Source organism: Microbacterium sp. Y356, from assembly GCF_059445355.1.
In genome coordinates this window covers 1970170-1988209 of the sequence record NZ_JCAIUE010000001.1, presented here as the reverse complement: position 1 = coordinate 1988209, position 18040 = coordinate 1970170, and the positions used below count along the sequence as shown (strand labels likewise).

The 18040-nt window shown below is 63.1% G+C and carries 16 protein-coding genes and 2 tRNA genes; 14 read left to right on the top strand and 4 right to left on the bottom strand.

Annotation, left to right across the window (positions count from 1 at the left end):
* Positions 1-23 precede the first annotated feature (23 nt).
* From gyrB to AC1C2Q_RS09500, 10 genes are all read left to right on the top strand, one after another.
* Positions 24-2093 carry a DNA topoisomerase (ATP-hydrolyzing) subunit B gene (gyrB, locus tag AC1C2Q_RS09545; protein ID WP_495430854.1) on the top strand — a complete coding sequence of 690 codons (2070 nt, stop codon included), beginning with the start codon at positions 24-26 and terminating at the stop codon, positions 2091-2093.
* Between the two features lie 39 nt (positions 2094-2132).
* Positions 2133-4718 carry a DNA gyrase subunit A gene (gene gyrA, locus AC1C2Q_RS09540; protein WP_495430853.1) on the top strand — a complete coding sequence of 862 codons (2586 nt, stop codon included), beginning with the start codon at positions 2133-2135 and terminating at the stop codon, positions 4716-4718.
* On the top strand, positions 4715-5119 hold the full coding sequence (locus tag AC1C2Q_RS09535; RefSeq protein ID WP_495430852.1) for a DUF3566 domain-containing protein: 405 nt from the start codon (positions 4715-4717) through the stop codon (positions 5117-5119). Before gyrA ends, AC1C2Q_RS09535 begins: the two co-directional genes overlap by 4 nt.
* A 160-nt stretch (positions 5120-5279) precedes the next feature.
* Complete coding sequence (locus AC1C2Q_RS09530; RefSeq protein WP_495449904.1) at positions 5280-6548, top strand: sensor histidine kinase; 1269 nt, start codon at positions 5280-5282, stop codon at positions 6546-6548.
* Positions 6536-7222 (top strand): response regulator transcription factor, encoded by a 687-nt coding sequence (locus AC1C2Q_RS09525; RefSeq protein WP_495430850.1) that lies wholly within the window; start codon positions 6536-6538, stop codon positions 7220-7222. The genes AC1C2Q_RS09530 and AC1C2Q_RS09525 overlap by 13 nt, the downstream gene beginning before the upstream one ends.
* Positions 7219-8064: a DUF4097 family beta strand repeat-containing protein gene (locus AC1C2Q_RS09520; RefSeq protein WP_495449903.1), complete on the top strand. Its 846-nt coding sequence runs from the start codon at positions 7219-7221 to the stop codon at positions 8062-8064. The genes AC1C2Q_RS09525 and AC1C2Q_RS09520 overlap by 4 nt, the downstream gene beginning before the upstream one ends.
* Before the next feature lie 53 nt (positions 8065-8117).
* Positions 8118-8191: transfer RNA gene (locus AC1C2Q_RS09515), tRNA-Ile, on the top strand.
* Between the two features lie 27 nt (positions 8192-8218).
* Positions 8219-8291 (top strand) — tRNA-Ala (locus tag AC1C2Q_RS09510).
* A 372-nt stretch (positions 8292-8663) separates the two neighbouring features.
* Positions 8664-9227: a dihydrofolate reductase family protein gene (locus tag AC1C2Q_RS09505; RefSeq protein ID WP_495449902.1), complete on the top strand. Its 564-nt coding sequence runs from the start codon at positions 8664-8666 to the stop codon at positions 9225-9227.
* A 154-nt stretch (positions 9228-9381) separates the two neighbouring features.
* The gene (locus tag AC1C2Q_RS09500) at positions 9382-11712 is read left to right on the top strand and encodes a rhamnogalacturonan lyase (RefSeq protein WP_495449901.1); all 2331 of its coding nucleotides are present in this window, start codon (positions 9382-9384) and stop codon (positions 11710-11712) included.
* Between the two features lie 57 nt (positions 11713-11769).
* Here AC1C2Q_RS09500 and AC1C2Q_RS09495 read toward each other — a convergent pair whose 3' ends face one another.
* Positions 11770-12453, bottom strand: a complete 684-nt coding sequence (locus AC1C2Q_RS09495; protein ID WP_495449900.1) for an NADPH-dependent F420 reductase — start codon at positions 12451-12453, stop codon at positions 11770-11772.
* Between the two features lie 145 nt (positions 12454-12598).
* Here AC1C2Q_RS09495 and AC1C2Q_RS09490 point away from each other — a divergent pair, with 145 nt between their 5' ends.
* Entirely contained in the window at positions 12599-12964 is a 366-nt protein-coding gene (locus AC1C2Q_RS09490) for an ArsR/SmtB family transcription factor (RefSeq protein WP_495430846.1), read from the top strand.
* Here the strand turns inward: AC1C2Q_RS09490 and AC1C2Q_RS09485 are convergent.
* Positions 12948-13724: a TetR/AcrR family transcriptional regulator gene (locus AC1C2Q_RS09485; protein ID WP_495430845.1), complete on the bottom strand. Its 777-nt coding sequence runs from the start codon at positions 13722-13724 to the stop codon at positions 12948-12950. The two genes, AC1C2Q_RS09490 and AC1C2Q_RS09485, sit on opposite strands and share 17 nt — an antisense overlap.
* Positions 13725-13821: 97 nt before the next feature.
* On the opposite strand from AC1C2Q_RS09485, the gene AC1C2Q_RS09480 reads away from it, so the two are divergent.
* From AC1C2Q_RS09480 to AC1C2Q_RS09470, 3 genes are read left to right on the top strand one after another with little or no spacing between them, the layout of a single operon-like run.
* Positions 13822-14643 (top strand): ABC transporter ATP-binding protein, encoded by an 822-nt coding sequence (locus AC1C2Q_RS09480; RefSeq protein ID WP_495430844.1) that lies wholly within the window; start codon positions 13822-13824, stop codon positions 14641-14643.
* Complete coding sequence (locus AC1C2Q_RS09475) at positions 14640-15455, top strand: ABC transporter permease (RefSeq protein WP_495430843.1); 816 nt, start codon at positions 14640-14642, stop codon at positions 15453-15455. The genes AC1C2Q_RS09480 and AC1C2Q_RS09475 overlap by 4 nt, the downstream gene beginning before the upstream one ends.
* Before the next feature lie 49 nt (positions 15456-15504).
* Positions 15505-15780: a hypothetical protein gene (locus tag AC1C2Q_RS09470; protein ID WP_495430842.1), complete on the top strand. Its 276-nt coding sequence runs from the start codon at positions 15505-15507 to the stop codon at positions 15778-15780.
* A 32-nt stretch (positions 15781-15812) separates the two neighbouring features.
* Here AC1C2Q_RS09470 and AC1C2Q_RS09465 read toward each other — a convergent pair whose 3' ends face one another.
* Complete coding sequence (locus AC1C2Q_RS09465; protein WP_495449899.1) at positions 15813-16910, bottom strand: 3-deoxy-7-phosphoheptulonate synthase; 1098 nt, start codon at positions 16908-16910, stop codon at positions 15813-15815.
* Between the two features lie 224 nt (positions 16911-17134).
* Positions 17135-18031, bottom strand: coding sequence for an ectoine hydroxylase (gene thpD, locus AC1C2Q_RS09460; protein WP_495449898.1), 897 nt, complete (start codon positions 18029-18031; stop codon positions 17135-17137).
* Between the last annotated feature and the right edge of the window lie 9 nt (positions 18032-18040).

The following is an 18040-nucleotide window of genomic DNA, read 5'->3' as shown; positions in this document are numbered from 1 at the left end:
ATCGATGTGGAGAATCACCTCTGATGACGCCTGAAACCCCTGCTGACGAGCCTGAATCGACAACCGGGGAAACCCCCGACGCCGAGCGCACCATAACCCCCCAGCAGAAGCAGCAGGGTGAGTACGGTGCCAATGAGATCCAGGTCCTCGAGGGTCTTGAGGCCGTCCGCAAGCGCCCCGGTATGTACATCGGCTCGACTGGGCCGCGAGGACTGCACCACCTGGTCCAGGAGATCGTCGACAACTCCGTCGACGAAGCGATGGCTGGGCACGCAGACACGATCCTCGTCACACTGCTCGCAGACGGTGGCGTGCGTGTCATCGACAACGGTCGTGGCATTCCCGTCGACCCGCACTCCTCCGACCCGTCGAAGTCGAGTGTGGAAGTTGTGCTCACGATCCTGCATGCCGGTGGAAAGTTCGGCGGCGGCGGATACGCCGTCTCTGGCGGTCTGCACGGCGTCGGTTCGTCTGTTGTGAATGCGCTCTCCACGCGTTTCGACGTGGAGATTATGCGTCAGGGTCACGTCTGGAATCACAGTTTCTCCAACGGTGGCGAACCGCAGGAACAGGGACTCATCAAGGGTGCCGAGACCGATGAGACCGGCACCACGATCACGTTCTGGCCTGATTCTCAGATCTTCACCGAGGGCGTCGTCTTCGAATACGACACTCTGCGCACTCGTTTCCAGCAGATGGCGTTCCTGAACAAGGGACTGCGCATCGAGCTGAACGACGAGCGTGAAGGTGCCACCTATGAGATCGAGGAAGAGGGCACGACCGTCACCAAGCAGCGCGCCGATGTCTTCCTCTACGAGCGCGGTCTTGTCGACTATGTCGAATACCTGAACCGGGTGCGGCACGCCGAGGTCGTCAATGAGGAGATCATCGACTTCGAATCGGAAGACACCGAGCGCAAGATCTCTTTGGAAATCGCGATGCAGTGGACGACGGGTTACACCGAGAATGTCTTCACCTACGCGAACACCATCAACACCCATGAGGGTGGCACCCACGAAGAAGGCTTCCGCGCTGCGCTGACCACTCTCGTCAACAAGTACGCCCGCGCGAACAACCTGCTCAAGGAGAAGGACGAGAACCTCTCCGGTGATGACGTGCGTGAGGGGCTGACTGCGGTCATCTCGATCAAACTCGGCGAACCGCAGTTTGAAGGTCAGACCAAGACCAAGCTCGGTAACACCGAGGCGAAGGCATTCGTGCAGAAGGTCGTCGGCGATCAGCTCGGTGACTGGTTCGGTCGCAATCCGGTGCAGGCGAAGAACGTCATCCGTAAGTCCATCGACGCCGCAACCGCGCGGATGGCCGCCCGCAAGGCGCGCGAGACCGCCCGTCGTAAGAGCGTGTTCGAGTCTGCGGCTATGCCGGACAAGCTCAAGGACTGCACCAGCAAAGACCCGTCGATCAGTGAGATCTTCCTGGTGGAGGGTGACTCGGCCGGTGGTTCGGCCGTGCAGGGTCGCGATCCGCACACCCAGGCGATCCTCGCCCTGCGTGGCAAGATCCTGAATGTCGAGCGCGCTCGTCTGGACAAGGCTCTGGGTAACCGCGAGGTCCAGGCAATGATCCAGGCATTCGGCACTGGGATCGGCGAGGACTTCGATATCTCCAAGGCCCGCTATCACAAGATCGTGTTGATGGCGGATGCTGACGTCGACGGCCAGCACATCACGACGCTCTTGCTGACGCTGCTGTTCCGCTATATGCGCGGACTCATCGAGGCCGGCTTCGTGTACCTCGCGATGCCGCCGCTGTACCGACTGAAGTGGACGAACAAGCCGCACGAGTACGTGTACTCGGATGCCGAGCGCGACGCGCTGATGAAGCACGGTTTGGAAAACGGCAAGCGCATCGGCAAGGACGGCGTGCAACGGTACAAGGGTCTCGGCGAGATGAACGCCAAGGAACTCTGGGAGACCACGATGGATCACACCACGCGGACGCTCCGTCAGGTGACCATCGAAGATGCAGCCTCTGCGGATGAGATCTTCAGCGTGCTCATGGGTGAGGACGTTGAATCTCGACGCAACTTCATTCAGCGCAACGCCAAGGATGTCCGCTTCCTGGACATTTGACGCCGTAGGCAACGCTCAGCGAACGATTGAAAGAAACAAATGACTGACGACAATTCGACGGGCGAAACGACCGGATCCGGTCGCGAACAGCCTTATCACGAGCACGGCAAGATCGATCAGGTCGACCTGCAGTCGGAGATGCAGCGAAGCTACCTCGACTACGCGATGGCGGTCATCGTCGGCCGCGCGCTGCCTGACGTGCGTGATGGGCTCAAGCCCGTGCACCGCCGGGTGATTTACGGCATGTACGACGGTGGCTACCGTCCTGACAAGGCGTTCTCGAAGTGTGCCCGTGTCGTCGGCGAGGTCATGGGTCAGTACCACCCGCACGGTGACACGGCGATTTATGACACCCTCGTGCGTCTGGTTCAGCCCTGGGCACTGCGGTACCCGCTCGCTCTCGGTCAGGGAAACTTCGGCTCCCCCGGCAACATGGGCGCTGCTGCACCCCGTTACACCGAGACGAAGATGGCTCAGCTCGCGCTGGAGATGGTGCGCGACATCGAAGAGGAGACCGTCGACTTCCAGCCCAACTACGACGGCCAGACTCAAGAGCCGACGGTCCTTCCGGCCCGTTTCCCGAACCTGCTCGTCAACGGTTCCGTCGGCATCGCGGTCGGCATGGCGACCAACATTCCCCCGCACAACCTGCGCGAGGTTGCTACTGCTGCGCTCTGGGCTCTCGACAACCCCGGTCTGCCGCGTGAGGAGCTTCTCGAGGGACTCATCCAACGCATCTCCGGTCCTGATTTCCCGACCGGTGCGCAGATTCTCGGTTCGAAGGGCATCCAGGAGGCCTACCGCACCGGTCGCGGTTCGATCACGATGCGCGCAGTCGTGAATGTTGAAGAGATCCAGGGCCGCAACTGCCTGGTGATCACCGAACTGCCCTACCAGGTCAACCCCGACAACCTCGCAGTGAAGATCGGTGACCTGGCTCGCGATGGCAAGGTCACGGGCATCGCCGATATCCGCGACGAGACCAGCGACCGCACCGGTCAGCGTCTCGTAGTGGTTCTCAAGCGGGATGCTGTCGCCAAGGTTGTGCTGAACAACCTGTACAAGCACACGCAGTTGCAGGACAACTTCGGCGCGAACATGCTCGCCATCGTCGACGGCGTTCCGCGAACGCTCGCTCTCGACGGCTTCATCACGAACTGGGTCTCGCACCAGATTGATGTGATCGTCCGTCGCACGCAGTTCCGCCTCCGCGAGGCTGAAAAGCGCATGCACATCCTGCGCGCATACCTCAAGGCGCTCGACGCGCTCGATGAGGTCATCGCGTTGATCCGCCGGTCGCCCACAGTCGACCAAGCTCGTACCGGGTTGATGGAGCTTCTCGACATCGATGATGTCCAGGCCGATGCGATCCTCACGATGCAGTTGCGTCGCCTTGCGGCACTCGAGCACCAGAAGATCGTCGATGAAGCCAACGAGCTTGAGATCAAGATCGCCGACTTCAAGGCGATTCTTGCCGATGAAATGCGCCAGCGCACCATCATCCGCGACGAGCTCACCGAGATCGTCGAGCGTTTCGGCGATGACCGACGCACCCACATCCTGCACGGTTTCGACGGTGACGTGTCGATGGAAGACCTCATCGCCGAAGAAGAGATGGTCATCACCGTCACCCGTGAGGGCTACATCAAGCGCACGCGCAGCGACAACTATCGCTCGCAGCACCGCGGTGGCAAGGGTGTCAAGGGCGCGCAGTTGCGCGCGGATGACATCGTCGAGCACTTCTTCGTGACCACCACTCACCACTGGCTGCTGTTCTTCACCGACAAGGGCCGCGTCTACCGCACCAAGACCTACGAGGTGCCGGAGGCCGGGCGCGACGCGAAGGGTACGCACGTCGCGAACCTGCTCGCATTGTTGCCGGATGAGAGTATCGCTCAGGTGCTCGCGATCCGCGACTACGACGTGGCCGAGTATCTGGTTCTTGCAACTCGCAACGGCCTGGTCAAGAAGACCCGACTTGACGCCTACGACACGAACCGTCAGGGCGGTGTCATCGCGATCCGTCTGAATGACGAGGACGAGCTTGTCAGCGCACTCATGGTCAATGCGGAAGACGACATCCTTCTGATCAGCCGTCGCGGTATGTCGGTGCGCTTCAGCGCGACCGATGAGGCACTGCGTCCCATGGGACGCGCGACCGCTGGCGTCAAGGGTATGAAGTTCCGTGAGGGTGACAGCCTTCTCTCGGCATCCGTCGCCTCGCCTGGCCAGTTCGTGTTCGTGGTGACTGACGGCGGATTCGCGAAGCGTACTGCCGTCGAGGAGTACCGCGTGCAGGGACGCGGCGGATTCGGCATCAAGGTGGCAAAGCTCAACGACGATCGCGGCACTCTTGCGGGTGGAATGATCGTGGCTGAGGACGACGAGGTTCTGGTGGTTCTGTCCAGCGGCAAGGTGGTACGCTCTGCCGTGGCCGAGGTGCCCGCGAAGGGCCGAGACACCATGGGAGTGGTGTTCGCCCGGACTTCCGAGAAGGACCGGATCCTCGCCATTGCCCGCAACAGTGAGCGGGGCCTTGCCGAAGAAGAGGTAGAGGCGGAGTCAGACGCAGAGGCGGCGACTCCCGAATCGACACAGAACTCTGAGGAAAGCACGGACGAATGAGCACAGTAGCCGACAAGCTGGCGAAGAAGTCCACGCGTAAGACCGGTGGCAAGCAGGTTCGACTGCGTCTGGTCTACATCGACTTTTGGTCAGCCGTGAAGCTCTCGTTCCTGGCCGCGGTCGCGCTCGCAATCGTGACCATGGTTTCGTTCTTCCTGATCTTCCTGGTGCTGCAGGCGACAAGCATCCTGGCTGGGGCCGACGAATTGGTCGGCAACATCACCGAGGGCGCGGTGTCGATCTCGTCGATGCTTGGCCTTCCCCAGGTCATGGCGTTTGCCGCAGTTGTATCGATCCTGAACCTGATCGTGGTCACCGTGCTCGGCGCGGTCGTGGCCGGTATCTACAACCTTGCGGTGAAGGTGACCGGGGGCCTGCTCGTCGGCTTCATGTCGAACTAGTTCCCCGTACGACCCTTTACGAGTGGGCGTGTGTGGCTCGCCTTCGCTGCGGCGAAGCGCCACAGGCGCCCATTTGCATATCTAGGAGTAGGGGAAACCCGAACCTAGGCGTCGGGCTGGCACGGTGTTGGCAGCGGGGCGTGCGGCCTACCTTTGAGATATGACCACTCAGACCGCCCCGGCCCCAGTCGGCGCTCCCCCCGCGAAGAAGCCGCCGCTGCGGCTCTTCCTGACAATTCTGCAACTCGCCGGCCTCGGCGTGATCGGTTCCGGTGTTATCGGCCTCCTCGCCGCACTCTTCGGTACCGGCGTCGGGCTGCTGTTCGCCTTCGGCATCGGCGCGGTGTTCCTCGTCGGGCTGGTCTACGCGCTGTACGGCGTGGCGTGGTTCGAGATCGCTCGCGTTGACGGGCTCTACCGTCTCGGACTCCCGCCGCTGGCTCCGCGCCGACGCTTGCGGCCCGGCTTCGGCGGTTGGCTGCGTTCACTCGGTCGCCAGTCGCTTGATGCGACCATGTGGCGGGCAGTGGCGAACTTCGCAATCGCGTGCATCTTCGGCACACTGGTTCTTCGACTCTTCTGGGGCATGTTCTGGTCCGCGATCTACACGTTCTCGCCGCTGTTCGGAGACTCCTCGATCGGCCCATTCGGCGCGGTCGTGAGCGGCGGGTGGGCGCCGGTGATCGGCATCCTCGGTGTTCTCGCTGCTGCTGCCGGCATCGTCGGCCTGGCGCTGCTCCACCGCGTTCTTACTCGAGCGATCGTCGTGCCGAATCGCGAGGCCGAACTCACCGAGCAGGTGCGCACGACCAGTGCGCAGCGTGAAGGCGCCGTGCGCGCTGCAGATCTCGAGCGCACCCGCATCGAGCGCGACCTGCACGACGGTGTTCAGCCGCGACTGGTTTCGGTCGGCATGACCCTGGGTCTCGCACACCAGAAGATCGAGAGCGATCCGGAAGTAGCGAAGCAGCTGATCGGCGAGGCACACACGTCCACGAAGGCCGCCATCACTGAGCTGCGCCAGCTCGCCCGGGGCATCCATGCTTCTGTTCTTGACGATCGCGGTCTGGATGCTGCGCTCTCAGCGATTGCCAGCAGATCGCACATCCCGGTGCAGCTCGATGTGCGCATGACCGGCCGCTGCAGTCGTGACGCCGAAGCGGCGGTGTACTTCTCCATTGCCGAGTCGCTGACGAATGCCGCCAAACACTCGCGAGCCAGCGAATGCCGAGTCATCGTGCGGATGCGCGAGAGCGGAGTGCTCTGGGCCCGCGTGGAAGACAACGGCATCGGAGGCGCGCACGTGCAGCCCGGCGGTGGCCTTGATGGCATCTCTAATCGGGTGACGGCCGCCGGCGGTACCTTCCGCCTCGACAGCCCGCAGGGCGGTCCGACATCGCTGGAGGTGAGCGTGCCATGCGCATCCTGATCTGTGAGGACTCGGTTCTTCTTCGCGAGGGTCTGGTTCGTCTGCTGGAGGATGCCGGACACGAGGTGGTCGCGGCTCTGGCCGACACCGAGGGTCTAACCGAAACCGTGCGCAGCACGGACCCGGAGCTCTGCATCCTCGATGTGCGGCTGCCCCCGACTTTCACCGACGAGGGTATCCGTGCGGCACTCGCGCTGCGGTCCACGCATCCGGCGCTGCCGTTGCTGGTGCTCTCGCAGTATGTCGAGGAACGGTATGCCAGCGATCTGATTGCCGCACAGGGTGGGCCTCTCGGGTACCTGCTCAAGGATCGCGTCGCAGATGTCTCAGAGTTCCTCGCCTCCGTGGAGCGGATCGCTGAGGGCGGATCTGTGCTTGACCCGGAAGTGGTCCAGCAGTTGCTCACGCGTCGCAATCGCGACGATCGGATGCTGCAACTCACCGAGCGTGAGCGCACAGTGCTCGCGCTGATCGCCGAGGGGAAATCGAATCAGACAATCGCGGGTCTGCTGTTCCTCTCGGAGGCGAGTGTTGAGAAGAACATCACCGCCATCTTCCAGAAGCTCGGCCTCGAACCAGAGGCCGGCAACCGCCGCGTGCTTGCAGCGCTTGCTCATATCGAGAACACCGGCGGCACGCCCCCGCTCGGTAACCAGACGGGAATGACACGATGAACATCGAACCTCAGCGCACGCCTGACGGCACACGCACCTACGCCAGAGTCACAGCGATCACCGTGACCACCGCGGTCGTGGGGGGCATCGCCTTGCTGGGAGCCGGCGGCACGGCCGCAGTCGCGGCCGTGAATGATGCGACGGTCACCAGCGAAACCCAGTCCATCGATGTGGACGGGATCGAGACGCTGGAAATGGATGTCAGCGCCAGCAGAGTCACCGTGCGCTTCGGTGACGTCGACGAGGCGCAGCTCCAGATGGAGGGTAGCCGCGGTGGTTGGACGATGCGCCGTGACGGCGATGAGCTGATCGTACAGAGTCCGAGGGAGTTGTTTGACGGCTGGTTCGGCGGTGGAATCTTCGGCAACTGGTTCAATGACGACGAGCGCGTCTTGTTGACGCTGCCGGAAGAGTTGCAGGATTCCCGGCTGGACGCTGACATCACGTTGATTGCGGGGGGCCTCGACGTGGATGGAGCGTTTGATGGCCTGGACATAGAGTTGGGGGCCGGCAGGCTCCACTTGAGTGGATCAGCGTCATCTGTTGACGTCGATATGAGCGCGGGTCGAGCTGACGTCAACCTCACGGACGTGGACGAAGCCGACTTCGTCGTGTCTGCCGGTGAGCTCGTGGCCGAGCTGGCTGGAACGGCGCCCAGTGAGGTAACCATCGACGTCAGCGCCGGTTCTCTCGATCTGACGCTTCCGGATGTCGCCTACGACGTGCAGCAGGAAGTCAGCGCGGGTTCCCTCGACAACAACCTGCAGACGTCGTCGAATGCGCGGAATTCTGTCGTGGTCAGCCTCTCTGCTGGCAGTGCGGTTCTGCGCCCCGGCCGCTGAGCATCGTCGATTCGGATTTTCCTGAAATCTCGGGTAAAGTCTTGGAGGTTGACGGGGATATAGCTCAGTTGGTTAGAGCGCTTCACTGATAATGAAGAGGTCCCAGGTTCAAATCCCGGTATCCCCACTCCGTCACCACAATTAAATAGCTTTTGGGGCCTTAACTCAGTTGGTAGAGTGCCTGCTTTGCAAGCAGGATGTCAGGAGTTCGAATCTCCTAGGCTCCACAAATAAGAACCGGTCAGACATCACGTCTGACCGGTTTTTTGTTCCTAGAGCATCGTCGTTCCTAGAGCATCGTCGATGGCCTCCGCATCGTCGAAGTCGACAGTCCCTGCGTCCAATGCAGCGATGAGGAAGTCTTTGAGCGCCGCCGAGGAAGTCCTCAGGATCTGGAGCGACCTGTTCGGTGCCCGGCACGCTCCCGGCCGAGAGCACGGTCGCTTCGAACAGCTCCGCCTTTGTGGGGAACTGCTTGAACAGCGTGGCCTTCGACACACCAGCTTGTCTGGCGATCTCCGCGAGCGACTCACGTTAAAGGGAAGGATACGTTTTCGTTATGGCGAGTCGTGTGACTCACTTTAACGAAGGGGTAGAGCATGTCAAAGGTGATGATCCACGCCACGGTGTCGGTCGATGGGTTCATGGCGGATCCCGACGGAGGAATGGACTGGATGAATGGATTTCCCGTCGCCCCCGAGGACGAGCAGATCGTGGCAACGATCTGCTCCGACATTGGATCCATCGTCGGGGGCGCGAACAAGACTCAGACCATCGAGGAGGGGGAGATCCCGTACGGCGGATTCCTGCAGGTGCCGGTGTACTTGATGACGCACCGTGAGCAAGAGGCGGTCGAGCAAGACGGGACCAGGTTCATTTTCGTCGTGGACGATATCGAAGAGGCCGTGCGGCGTGCGCGGCGCGACGCCGGTGAGAAGTGGGTGAGCCTTTTGGGGGGCCGCGTCGCGAGGCAGTGCCTCTCTCTTGGGCTTGTGGACGAAATCCGGCTGCATGTCGTGCCGGTCGTGCTGGGCGAAGGGATCCCTCTCTTCGCAGGCCTGGAGCGTCAGCTTCGCCTCGAACGCATGGAGACGTCCGCATTCGCCAGCGAGGTTCACCTCCGCTACCGGGTCCTGCGGGATGCGGCGGCGTCCGGAGACTGAGTACCGATACCCACCCGTGTTCTCGCCGGGACAGGCGCGACACTTTTGACACGATTCAGAGAAACCGTTGACACGACGCGACGCGTCCTCCTAGTCTCGAAGGCGGTGACTGGGGAAAGCGTATTCCAACGTTCAGCGATCAAAGGTGAAGCGAATGAAAACCCCCCTACGAACGACCGTACTGGTCGCGGCTTTGGCAACCACTCTGATCCTGCCGGCGCAAGCCGCACAGGCCGGATCCTCAAGTCAGGGGAATGGCCATGGTCACGGCGGTACGTCCGCCAGCCCTCAGATCGAAGACCTCGATCGAGGTCTGGTCGCCGTCGACACGGCATCCGGAATCTTCCTCAGCTGGCGACTGCTGAAAGCCGAAGCGACCGGTGCGAGCGAGACCGGGCTGACCGGCACCGACTTCGTCGTGTACCGAGATGACCGCAAGATCGCGACCGTCACCGACAGCACGAACTATGTGGATGCCGCGGGCTCGGCAGACGCCACGTACCGCGTGGCCCCAGTAGTCAAGGGGCGCACCGGCAAGAAGAGCGACAAGGTTACGCCACTCGACCAGTCGTATCTCGACATCCCGCTGACCAAGCCCGCCGACGGCGTCACGCCGACCGGCGAGACCTACACGTACTCCGCCAACGACGCGTCGGTCGGCGACGTCGACGGGGACGGCGAGTACGAGTACATCGTCAAGTGGGACCCCTCCAACGCGAAGGACGTCTCGCAGGTCGGCTACACCGGCCCGGTGTTCCTCGACACGTATGAGCTCGACGGCACGCTACTCAACCGTATCGATCTGGGCGTCAACATCCGCGCCGGTGCCCACTACACGCAGTTCCTCGTGTACGACTTCGATGGTGACGGCCGCAGCGAAACGATCCTCAAGACCGCGCCGGGCACGAAGTCGGTGCAGTACGGCGCGAATGGCTCGGTCAAAAAGGAGTCATACATCACGCTGCCGAAGGCCGACCGCAAGGCCGGGTACGCGCACGAGGATGACTACCGGATGAGCGCAGACGACTATTACGCGCACCTCGTCGAGACGTTCCTCGGCTGGTCCGCGCGCGAAGAGGTCGTCTCAGGCCAGTGGCCCGCCACGCTCGAAGAGGCATGGGGCACCGAGGTGACACACGAGTACCCGCTGTCGCGCGAGAGCGCGGAGGAGCTCACCGATTACTTCATCGATGTCTATGCGCCGTCGCGCTCGGCGCGCAATGCGCTACGAGCCTTCGAAGGCTTCATCGTCGACGGTCCCGAGTACCTCACGGTGTTCGATAGCGCTACCGGCAAGGAGCTGCAGACCGTGACCTACGAGCCGGGACGCGGTGACGACGGTCTGCTGTGGGGAGACTACGCGATGTCGCGTATCGAGCCCGGCAACCGCGTCGACCGCTTCCTGTCGGGCGTCGCCTACCTCGACGGCGAGCACCCTTCCGCCGTCTTTGCCCGCGGCTATTACACACGCTCGACGATCGCGACGTATGACTGGAACGGCAAGAAGCTGAGCCAGCGCTGGCTCGTCGACAGTGGCCACGTGCCGATGTCGAACCCGTTCAACGACGGTCCGCACGGCCGCGACGGCACCGATCCGGTCTATGGCACGATCACCACGCAGGGCTTCCATAGCCTGAGCGCAGCCGATGTCGACGACGACGGCAAACAGGAGATCGTCTACGGTTCGGCGACGATCGACGACGACGGCGGCCTGCTGTACTCATCGTCCGACGTGATGCCCGAAGGCAGCGGCGACCCCGGCGCCGTGGCCCGGCTCGGCCACGGTGATGCGATGCACGTCGCCGACATCGACCCGAACCGCCCCGGTCTTGAGATCTTCACGGTGCACGAGGGCGGCGCCTGGGCGCCGTTCGGCACTGCGTTGCGCGATGCGGCGACGGGCGAAGTGATCTTCGGCGCCTACTCGGGCCGCGACACCGGTCGCGGCATGATCGGCGACGTCCGCAGCGACGTGCCGGGTGTCGAGGTCTGGTCGAGCATGCCCGCGGGCACCGACGCATCCGGCCTGCTGTCGGCGACCGGCGAGATCGTGTCGCCCACGAACCCCGGCACCAACATGTCGATTCGGTGGTCCGGCGACCTGACGACGCAGCTCGTGAACGGCGCCCTCGAGGTCACGCCAACGATCGATGACTGGACCGACGGCACGGTGCTCACAGCATCCGACACCCGCACCAACAACGGGACGAAGGGAAACCCCTCGCTCGTGGCCGATGTGCTCGGGGACTGGCGTGAAGAGCTGGTCGTGCGCACGGCCGACTCGAGCGCGCTGCGCGTCTACCTGTCGACCGAGGTCACGACACACAAGCTGTACACCCTCATGCAGGACGTGCAGTATCGGGCCGAGATCGCGCGCCAGCAGACGGCGTACAATCAGCCGGCTTACCCGTCGTTCTACTTCGCCTCGGACATGTCATTCGACGACGTGCCACTGGGCTCGGGCAAGAAGGGCGGCAAGCACTGAGCCGCTGAAGCAACCGGACGGGCTGGGGGTCTTGCAGACCCCCAGCCCGATGGCGTTTCAGAGGTCGCGGTACCGCTTAGCCTCAGCCAGTCGCGCAGCTAGCTCGTCGCGTGAGACCGGACGACCGACGTTCGGGTCTGTCGAACCAAAGTATGGACGCGTGTACGCGGGAGTGTCCCGCTGAAAACGCCATCCCTCCGATAGGACGCCCGCGTCCAGGGTGTCGTACCCGATTGCGTCAAGAAATTCTGTGACGGTCTCTTTTGCTGCCTGGTCGTCTCCGGCAATGGGAAGGACGGAGCGCTCCGGGTCTCCTGACGGTCGGGCTAGGCCAGTGAGATGGGGGAAGTAGATGCTGTTGAAGGCCTTGACCACGCGCGACTCCGGCAGATGCGCCTGCAGCAACTCGGCCGTCGTCGTTGATTCGTCGTCGAGCGCCGGGTAGTGGCCGTCGCGATCGGGATAGTAGTTATTCGTATCGATGACCGTCTTGCCCTGTAGTTCGGCGACGGGCACGTGCGGGTAGGCGGCCAATGGGATGGACACGATGACGATGTCGCCAGCCGTAGCAGCTTCCGCCGGAGTCGCCGCTCGAGCACGCGATCCGAGATCGGCGACAAGGCCCGCGAGGGTCTCGGGGCCACGGCTGTTGCTTAGGACCACTTCGTAGCCCGCCGCGATGGCCAAGCGAGCGACACCACTGCCGATGTTGCCGCTCCCGATCAAACCAATGGTCGTCATAATCTCTCACTTTCCTTCATTGAGCACGCGCCACTGCCGCGGCGTCGGACATGACATGATGTACACATCAGTATGTACATCACCGTACCTTATGTACATGCAAACGCGTACATAAGGTACGGGCCGGAACGTAAGGAAGAGGATCGTGGCAAGTCGCTTGTCGCACCCACTCGAAATCCCCGCCGAAAGTGAGCTGGACCTGTTTCAGGCGATGTTTGCGCTGACCGACCCGGTCCGTCGTGCGATCGTCTACTACATTGCTCAAGAGCCCGGAACAGCGTGCAGCGGATCGGACTTCGGAGTATCGAAGTCCGCGCTGACGAGGCACTGGCGGGTGCTCCGTGAGGCCGGGGTGATCAAGCAAGAGGTGGACGGTACCCGTCACCGAAACTGGTTGCGCCGTGAGGAACTTAACCGCCGTTTTCCTGGACTGCTCGACCTTGTCCTGCATGAGCACGAGGCGACTCTCGCAGGAGCGAACCGCGAAGCATCCTCTATTTCGAAGCGATGAGCTGCTCGATGCCGTCGAGCACGCGAGCGAGGCCGAACTCAAAGCTCAGCGTGGGAGCCGACGCGCCGTTGTAGAGTTCGCCGACGTTCTGGCCAACGCGGCCGGAAAGCGGAAAACGACTGCCGTCCATCACCTTTTCGAGCAGTGGTGCGTTGATCTCCCACCACTCGCGGTCACTCATACCCGATGATTCTTTCGTGCGCTGAGCGTCACGGGCCGCGCGCGCGGGGCCCGCGACGAAGGAGACCAGCAGGGTGAGCGCCTGATCCATCTCGAGGTCGCTGAGTCCAAGTCCATCGACCGCAGCGAGTTGCCACTCGTAGCGATCCGAGATTCCTGGGCCGAGTGGTGGCCTGCTCGAGTCGACCTGCAACAGCCAGGGATGGCGGCCGAACTCTGCCCACTGCTGGCGTGCGATGTTCTCGAGGCGAGCCCGAACCAGGCCCGCGTGGGGATCGAGCGGCGTTTCAGCGGCAACCGAGTCGAACATGAGCTCAATCAGCTCGGTCTTGCCTGGAACATAGGTGTAGAGCGACATCGCGCCGAGCCCGAGCATGTCGGCGACGCGACGCATCGACACGGCCTCTAGACCCTCCTCGTCGGCCAGTGCGATAGCAGTCTTGACGACTTCATCGACGCTGGTCTTCTGCTTGGGGCCACGGGCTCCCTGCGGCTCGCCGATCTGATGACGCCACAGCAGCGCGAGCGTGCGATCCGCCACTCGGGAGTTCTCGTCGAGCTCCGCATCATCGTCGTTCATCCCTCTAGCCTACTTTCTCCGTATGGTGTACGCTAATCAATCTCAGTAACTTTGTACAGCGTACGAAGTAAAGACGAATGATCGATCTAGGAGGAACGTGTCCCTCAAATATTCACTCGAAGCGAGCGGCCTGCGTAAGCGCTATGGCGCAGCGTTGGCACTCGACGGTTTCGATCTCAGGGTCGAATCCGGAACGATCCACGGTCTACTCGGCCCAAACGGCGCGGGGAAGTCCACTGCAGTGCGCGCGCTGTGCACCCTGGTCGATCTCGACGACGGCAGCGCGACCATTGACGGCCACGATGTGCGCACCGCGCCCGCCCGCGTGCGCGAACGTATCGGCCTCGTTGGCCAAAGTTCGGCACTTGACGAGGTACTCGGCGGCCGGCAGAACCTCGTCATGTTTGGTCGGCTCTCCGGGCTCCGCACCCGGGCGGCGCAAACCAGAGCCGATGAGCTGATCGAAACCTTCGGGCTTACGGATGCGGCGCACCGCCCGGTCGCGGGCTACTCGGGTGGAATGCGACGTCGTCTCGACATCGCGGCAAGCCTGATCCTGCGCCCCGCTGTGCTGTTCCTCGATGAACCGACGACCGGTCTCGACCCCCGCGGGCGAAACGAGGTGTGGGAGACGGTGCGCCACGCGGCCGGAGCAGGAACCACGGTGTTACTCACCACTCAATACCTTGACGAGGCCGACCAGCTCGCCGAGCGCATCTCGATCATGGACAACGGGCGCGTCATCGCCGAGGGCACGCCGGAGGAGCTCAAGCGCCGGGTGGGTGGCGAAGTCGTCGAGACCGTACGCCGGCTGCCCACGCTCGACGAAGTGTTCCTCACACTCACGGGCGCACCCCGCACAGCCGGAGCAGCCGCAGATCCCAGCGAAAATGATTCAACCCAGGAGGCCACGGCATGACCCAACTCACCACAGACATGGGCCGCGCACGCTCTAATACCCTGCGCGAGGGCTGGATCCTCACCCAGCGCGAGTTCGCGCACTGGGCGAGACAGCCCGCCACACCGATCTTCGGCATCGCATTCAGCGTGATGCTGCTGCTGATGTTTGCGTTCCTGTTCGGTGGCGCGATAGCGGTGCCTGGTGGCGGCTCCTACATTCCCTTCTTACTACCGGGCGTACTCACACTCACGATGATGTTCGGGCTCGAGGGCACGATGCTGGCCATGACGACGGATGCCGCGAAGGGCATCACCGACCGCTTTCGCTCTCTACCTATCGGTAGCGCGGCAGTCTCACTTGGGCGGGCCGGCGCAGACATGGCGACCTCAGTTGTGAGTCTCGCCGTTCTCATCGGCGGCGGGCTGCTGATCGGATGGACGATCAATGCGAGCGTCGGATCCGCACTGCTTGCGGTGCTGTTGCTGCTCTGGTTGCGCTTCGCCCTGCTCTGGGTCGGCATCTTTCTCGGGCTCACCTTCCGCTCCCCGGGCGCGACGATGGCCGTGCAAGTGCTCGTGTGGCCGGTCGGTTTCCTGTCAAACGTCTTTGTCGCACCCGAAACGATGCCAGCCTGGCTCGGCGCGATTGCGGAATGGAACCCGATCTCAGCTACAGCGACAGCGGCCAGGCAACTCTTCGGCAACCCGACCGGCATAACGGAGGGCTGGTTCACCGACAACGCGCTACTCATGGCCGCGGTCTGGCCGCTCGTCATCACGCTCGTGTTCTTGCCACTCTCGGCACGCGCCTACCGAAACCTGCGTGCGTAGGTGGGGGCGTGCGCCGAGGCTTCGTGCCTGGTCAACGTAGGATCGAAGAGTGCTGATCGGTCTGATGCGTCCTGTTGAAACCCAGTCTGTTGACGTCGAGGCGGCAGATCTCGCCGCTGTGCAGACCCAGCTCGCTCTGCAGAAGCCAGAAGGCTTTGACCTCATCTCCGCACCTGTCGCGATGATCAAGGGTGCGGACATGCTCAAGGCGACCGGCACATTCGCCCGCCGTGACCAGATTCAGCAGATCGACGCCGATGACATGGATGCGCTGCTCGCCAAAGTGCCCGAGGGCTGGCAACTGCTCAACGTACGCAACACCTGAGCCCGGCGAGGCCCAGCGGGAGCCCACACCCCTCAGGCAGACCGGCGCCGGCGCACGCCCTCGGCGAGCTGACCCAGGGCGACAGCCGTGGCATCCCAGCCCATGCAGGCATCCGTCACGCTCTGTCCGTGCACAAGCCGCGTACGGCCGGCGTACACATCGAGCTTCTGGGCGCCAGCGACGAGGTTGCTCTCCAACATGACGCCGGCGATTGCCTGACCGTCGGTGGCGATCTGCTCACCGAGCTCGGCAGCCACTTCGGCCTGGCGCACATGGTCCTTGCGACTGTTGCCGTGGCTGGCGTCGATGATCACGCGTGACGTGAGCATTGCTGCTGAGAGGCGCTGCGACGCGCTCAGCACGGTCTCGGCATCGTAGTTCGGGCCGTCCGCTCCGCCACGCAGGATGACGGAGGTGTCCGGGTTGCCCGTCGTGGCCACCAGGCTTGCCCGACCGTCGGCGCCGATCCCGAGGAACGCCTGCGGGGCGGATGCCGAGGCTGCAGCATCCAGCGCCACCTGAAGCCCACCATCGGTGCCGTTCTTGAATCCGATCGGCATCGATAGCCCGGATGCGAGCTGCCGGTGGATCTGGCTCTCCGTGGTGCGCGCGCCGATGGCACCCCAGGTGACGAGGTCGGCGGTGTATTGCGGGCTGATCGGCTCGAGGAACTCGGTGCCACACGGCATCCCGAGTGCGGTGACGTCACGCAGGAACCCGCGCGCCAGGCGCAGCCCCGCCTCGATGTCGTGGCTGCCATCGAGGTGCGGGTCGTTGATGAGGCCCTTCCACCCGATCGTGGTCCGCGGCTTCTCGAAGTACGTGCGCATCACGATCAGCAGGTCGTCGCGGTGCTGCTCGGCTTCGCGCACGAGCCGACCTGCGTACTCGAGGCCGGCGGCTGGGTCGTGAATCGAGCACGGGCCGGCGATGACGAGGAGTCGGTCATCCTCGCCAGCCATGATCGCGCGCACCTCGGCGCGGGTGCGGGACACGAGCGAGGCGCGCTCCTCGCCGATCGGAAGCTCAGCGGCGATATCGGCCGGAGTGGGGAGTGTGGTGAACTGCGCGACGTGTATGTCGGCGGTTACTTCAAAGGCGGTGGCATCGATGGTGGCGGCGTCGTTCATATTCCTGGGTCCTGTCTTCTGTGCGAAGGCGGACCCCGGATGCAGAGCCCGCCGAAACGGCGAAAGCCAGAGCAAAATGCTCTGGCTTGTCAGCTCTGAAGGAGTCGGTGTGCGCTAGATCAGCGACGGCTCCTCCAGAGCCGACTGAAAATACGCATACCAACGAGTTGTCATGCGAACGACCCTACAGCATGCGCACGGGGTGCGTGCGCATGCTGTCCGACTCACGTCAGCGGGGAGAAATCGCGGTTCGCGATGTGTCCAGGACGGGCCGTCTTCGCCGCGAACGGCTCTACGAGCGTGTTCTCGACGCTGTTGAAGACCATGAATACGTTCGAGCGCGGGTACGGGGTGATGTTGTTTCCCGAGCCGTGCATGATGTTCGAGTCGAACCACAGTGCGGAACCTGCAGCTCCCGTGAACTGGTCGATGCCGTACTTGTCCGCCATTGCCGTGATGGCCGCATGGCTGGGTACCCCTGCCTCCTGCGACTGCAGCGACTGCTCGTGGTTGTTGTCGGGGGTTTCTCCCACGGACGGCACAAACGTGCGATGCGAACCCGGCATCACCATCAGTCCGCCGTTGAACGGATAGTTGTCCGTCAGCGCGATCGACAGGCTGACGGCTCGAGGGATCGGCATGCCGTCCTCGGCATGCCAGGTCTCGAAGTCCGAATGCCAATAGAACCCTGTGCCGGTGAAGCTCGGCATGTAGTTGACCCGCGTTTGGTGCAGGTAAACCTCAGACCCGACGATCTGCCGTGCGCGGTCGAGCACCTTGGGGCTGCGGGCGAGGGCATCGAGTACCTGGCTCAGCTTCTCGACCTCGAAGACCGAACGCACGGTGCCAGTGCTGCGTTCGGTGATCATTCGGTCGTCGTTCTGGAGCGCCGTGTCTGCGGCGAGCCTGTCGAGCTCACCGGAATACAGTGCGACCTCATCCGGCGAGATGAAGTCGTCAAGGATCGAGAAGCCGCGTTGCTCGTGCGCGTTCAGTGCGGCTTCGGTGAACGGTCCGTCATCCGGAGATCCCCACACCGCCGGCTGGGTGCGGGTGATGAAGTCGGAGGGCTGGGTCAACCGGGTCGGGAACAGATCCTCTGCGGTCGTTGTGGTGGTCATGCGTCCTTC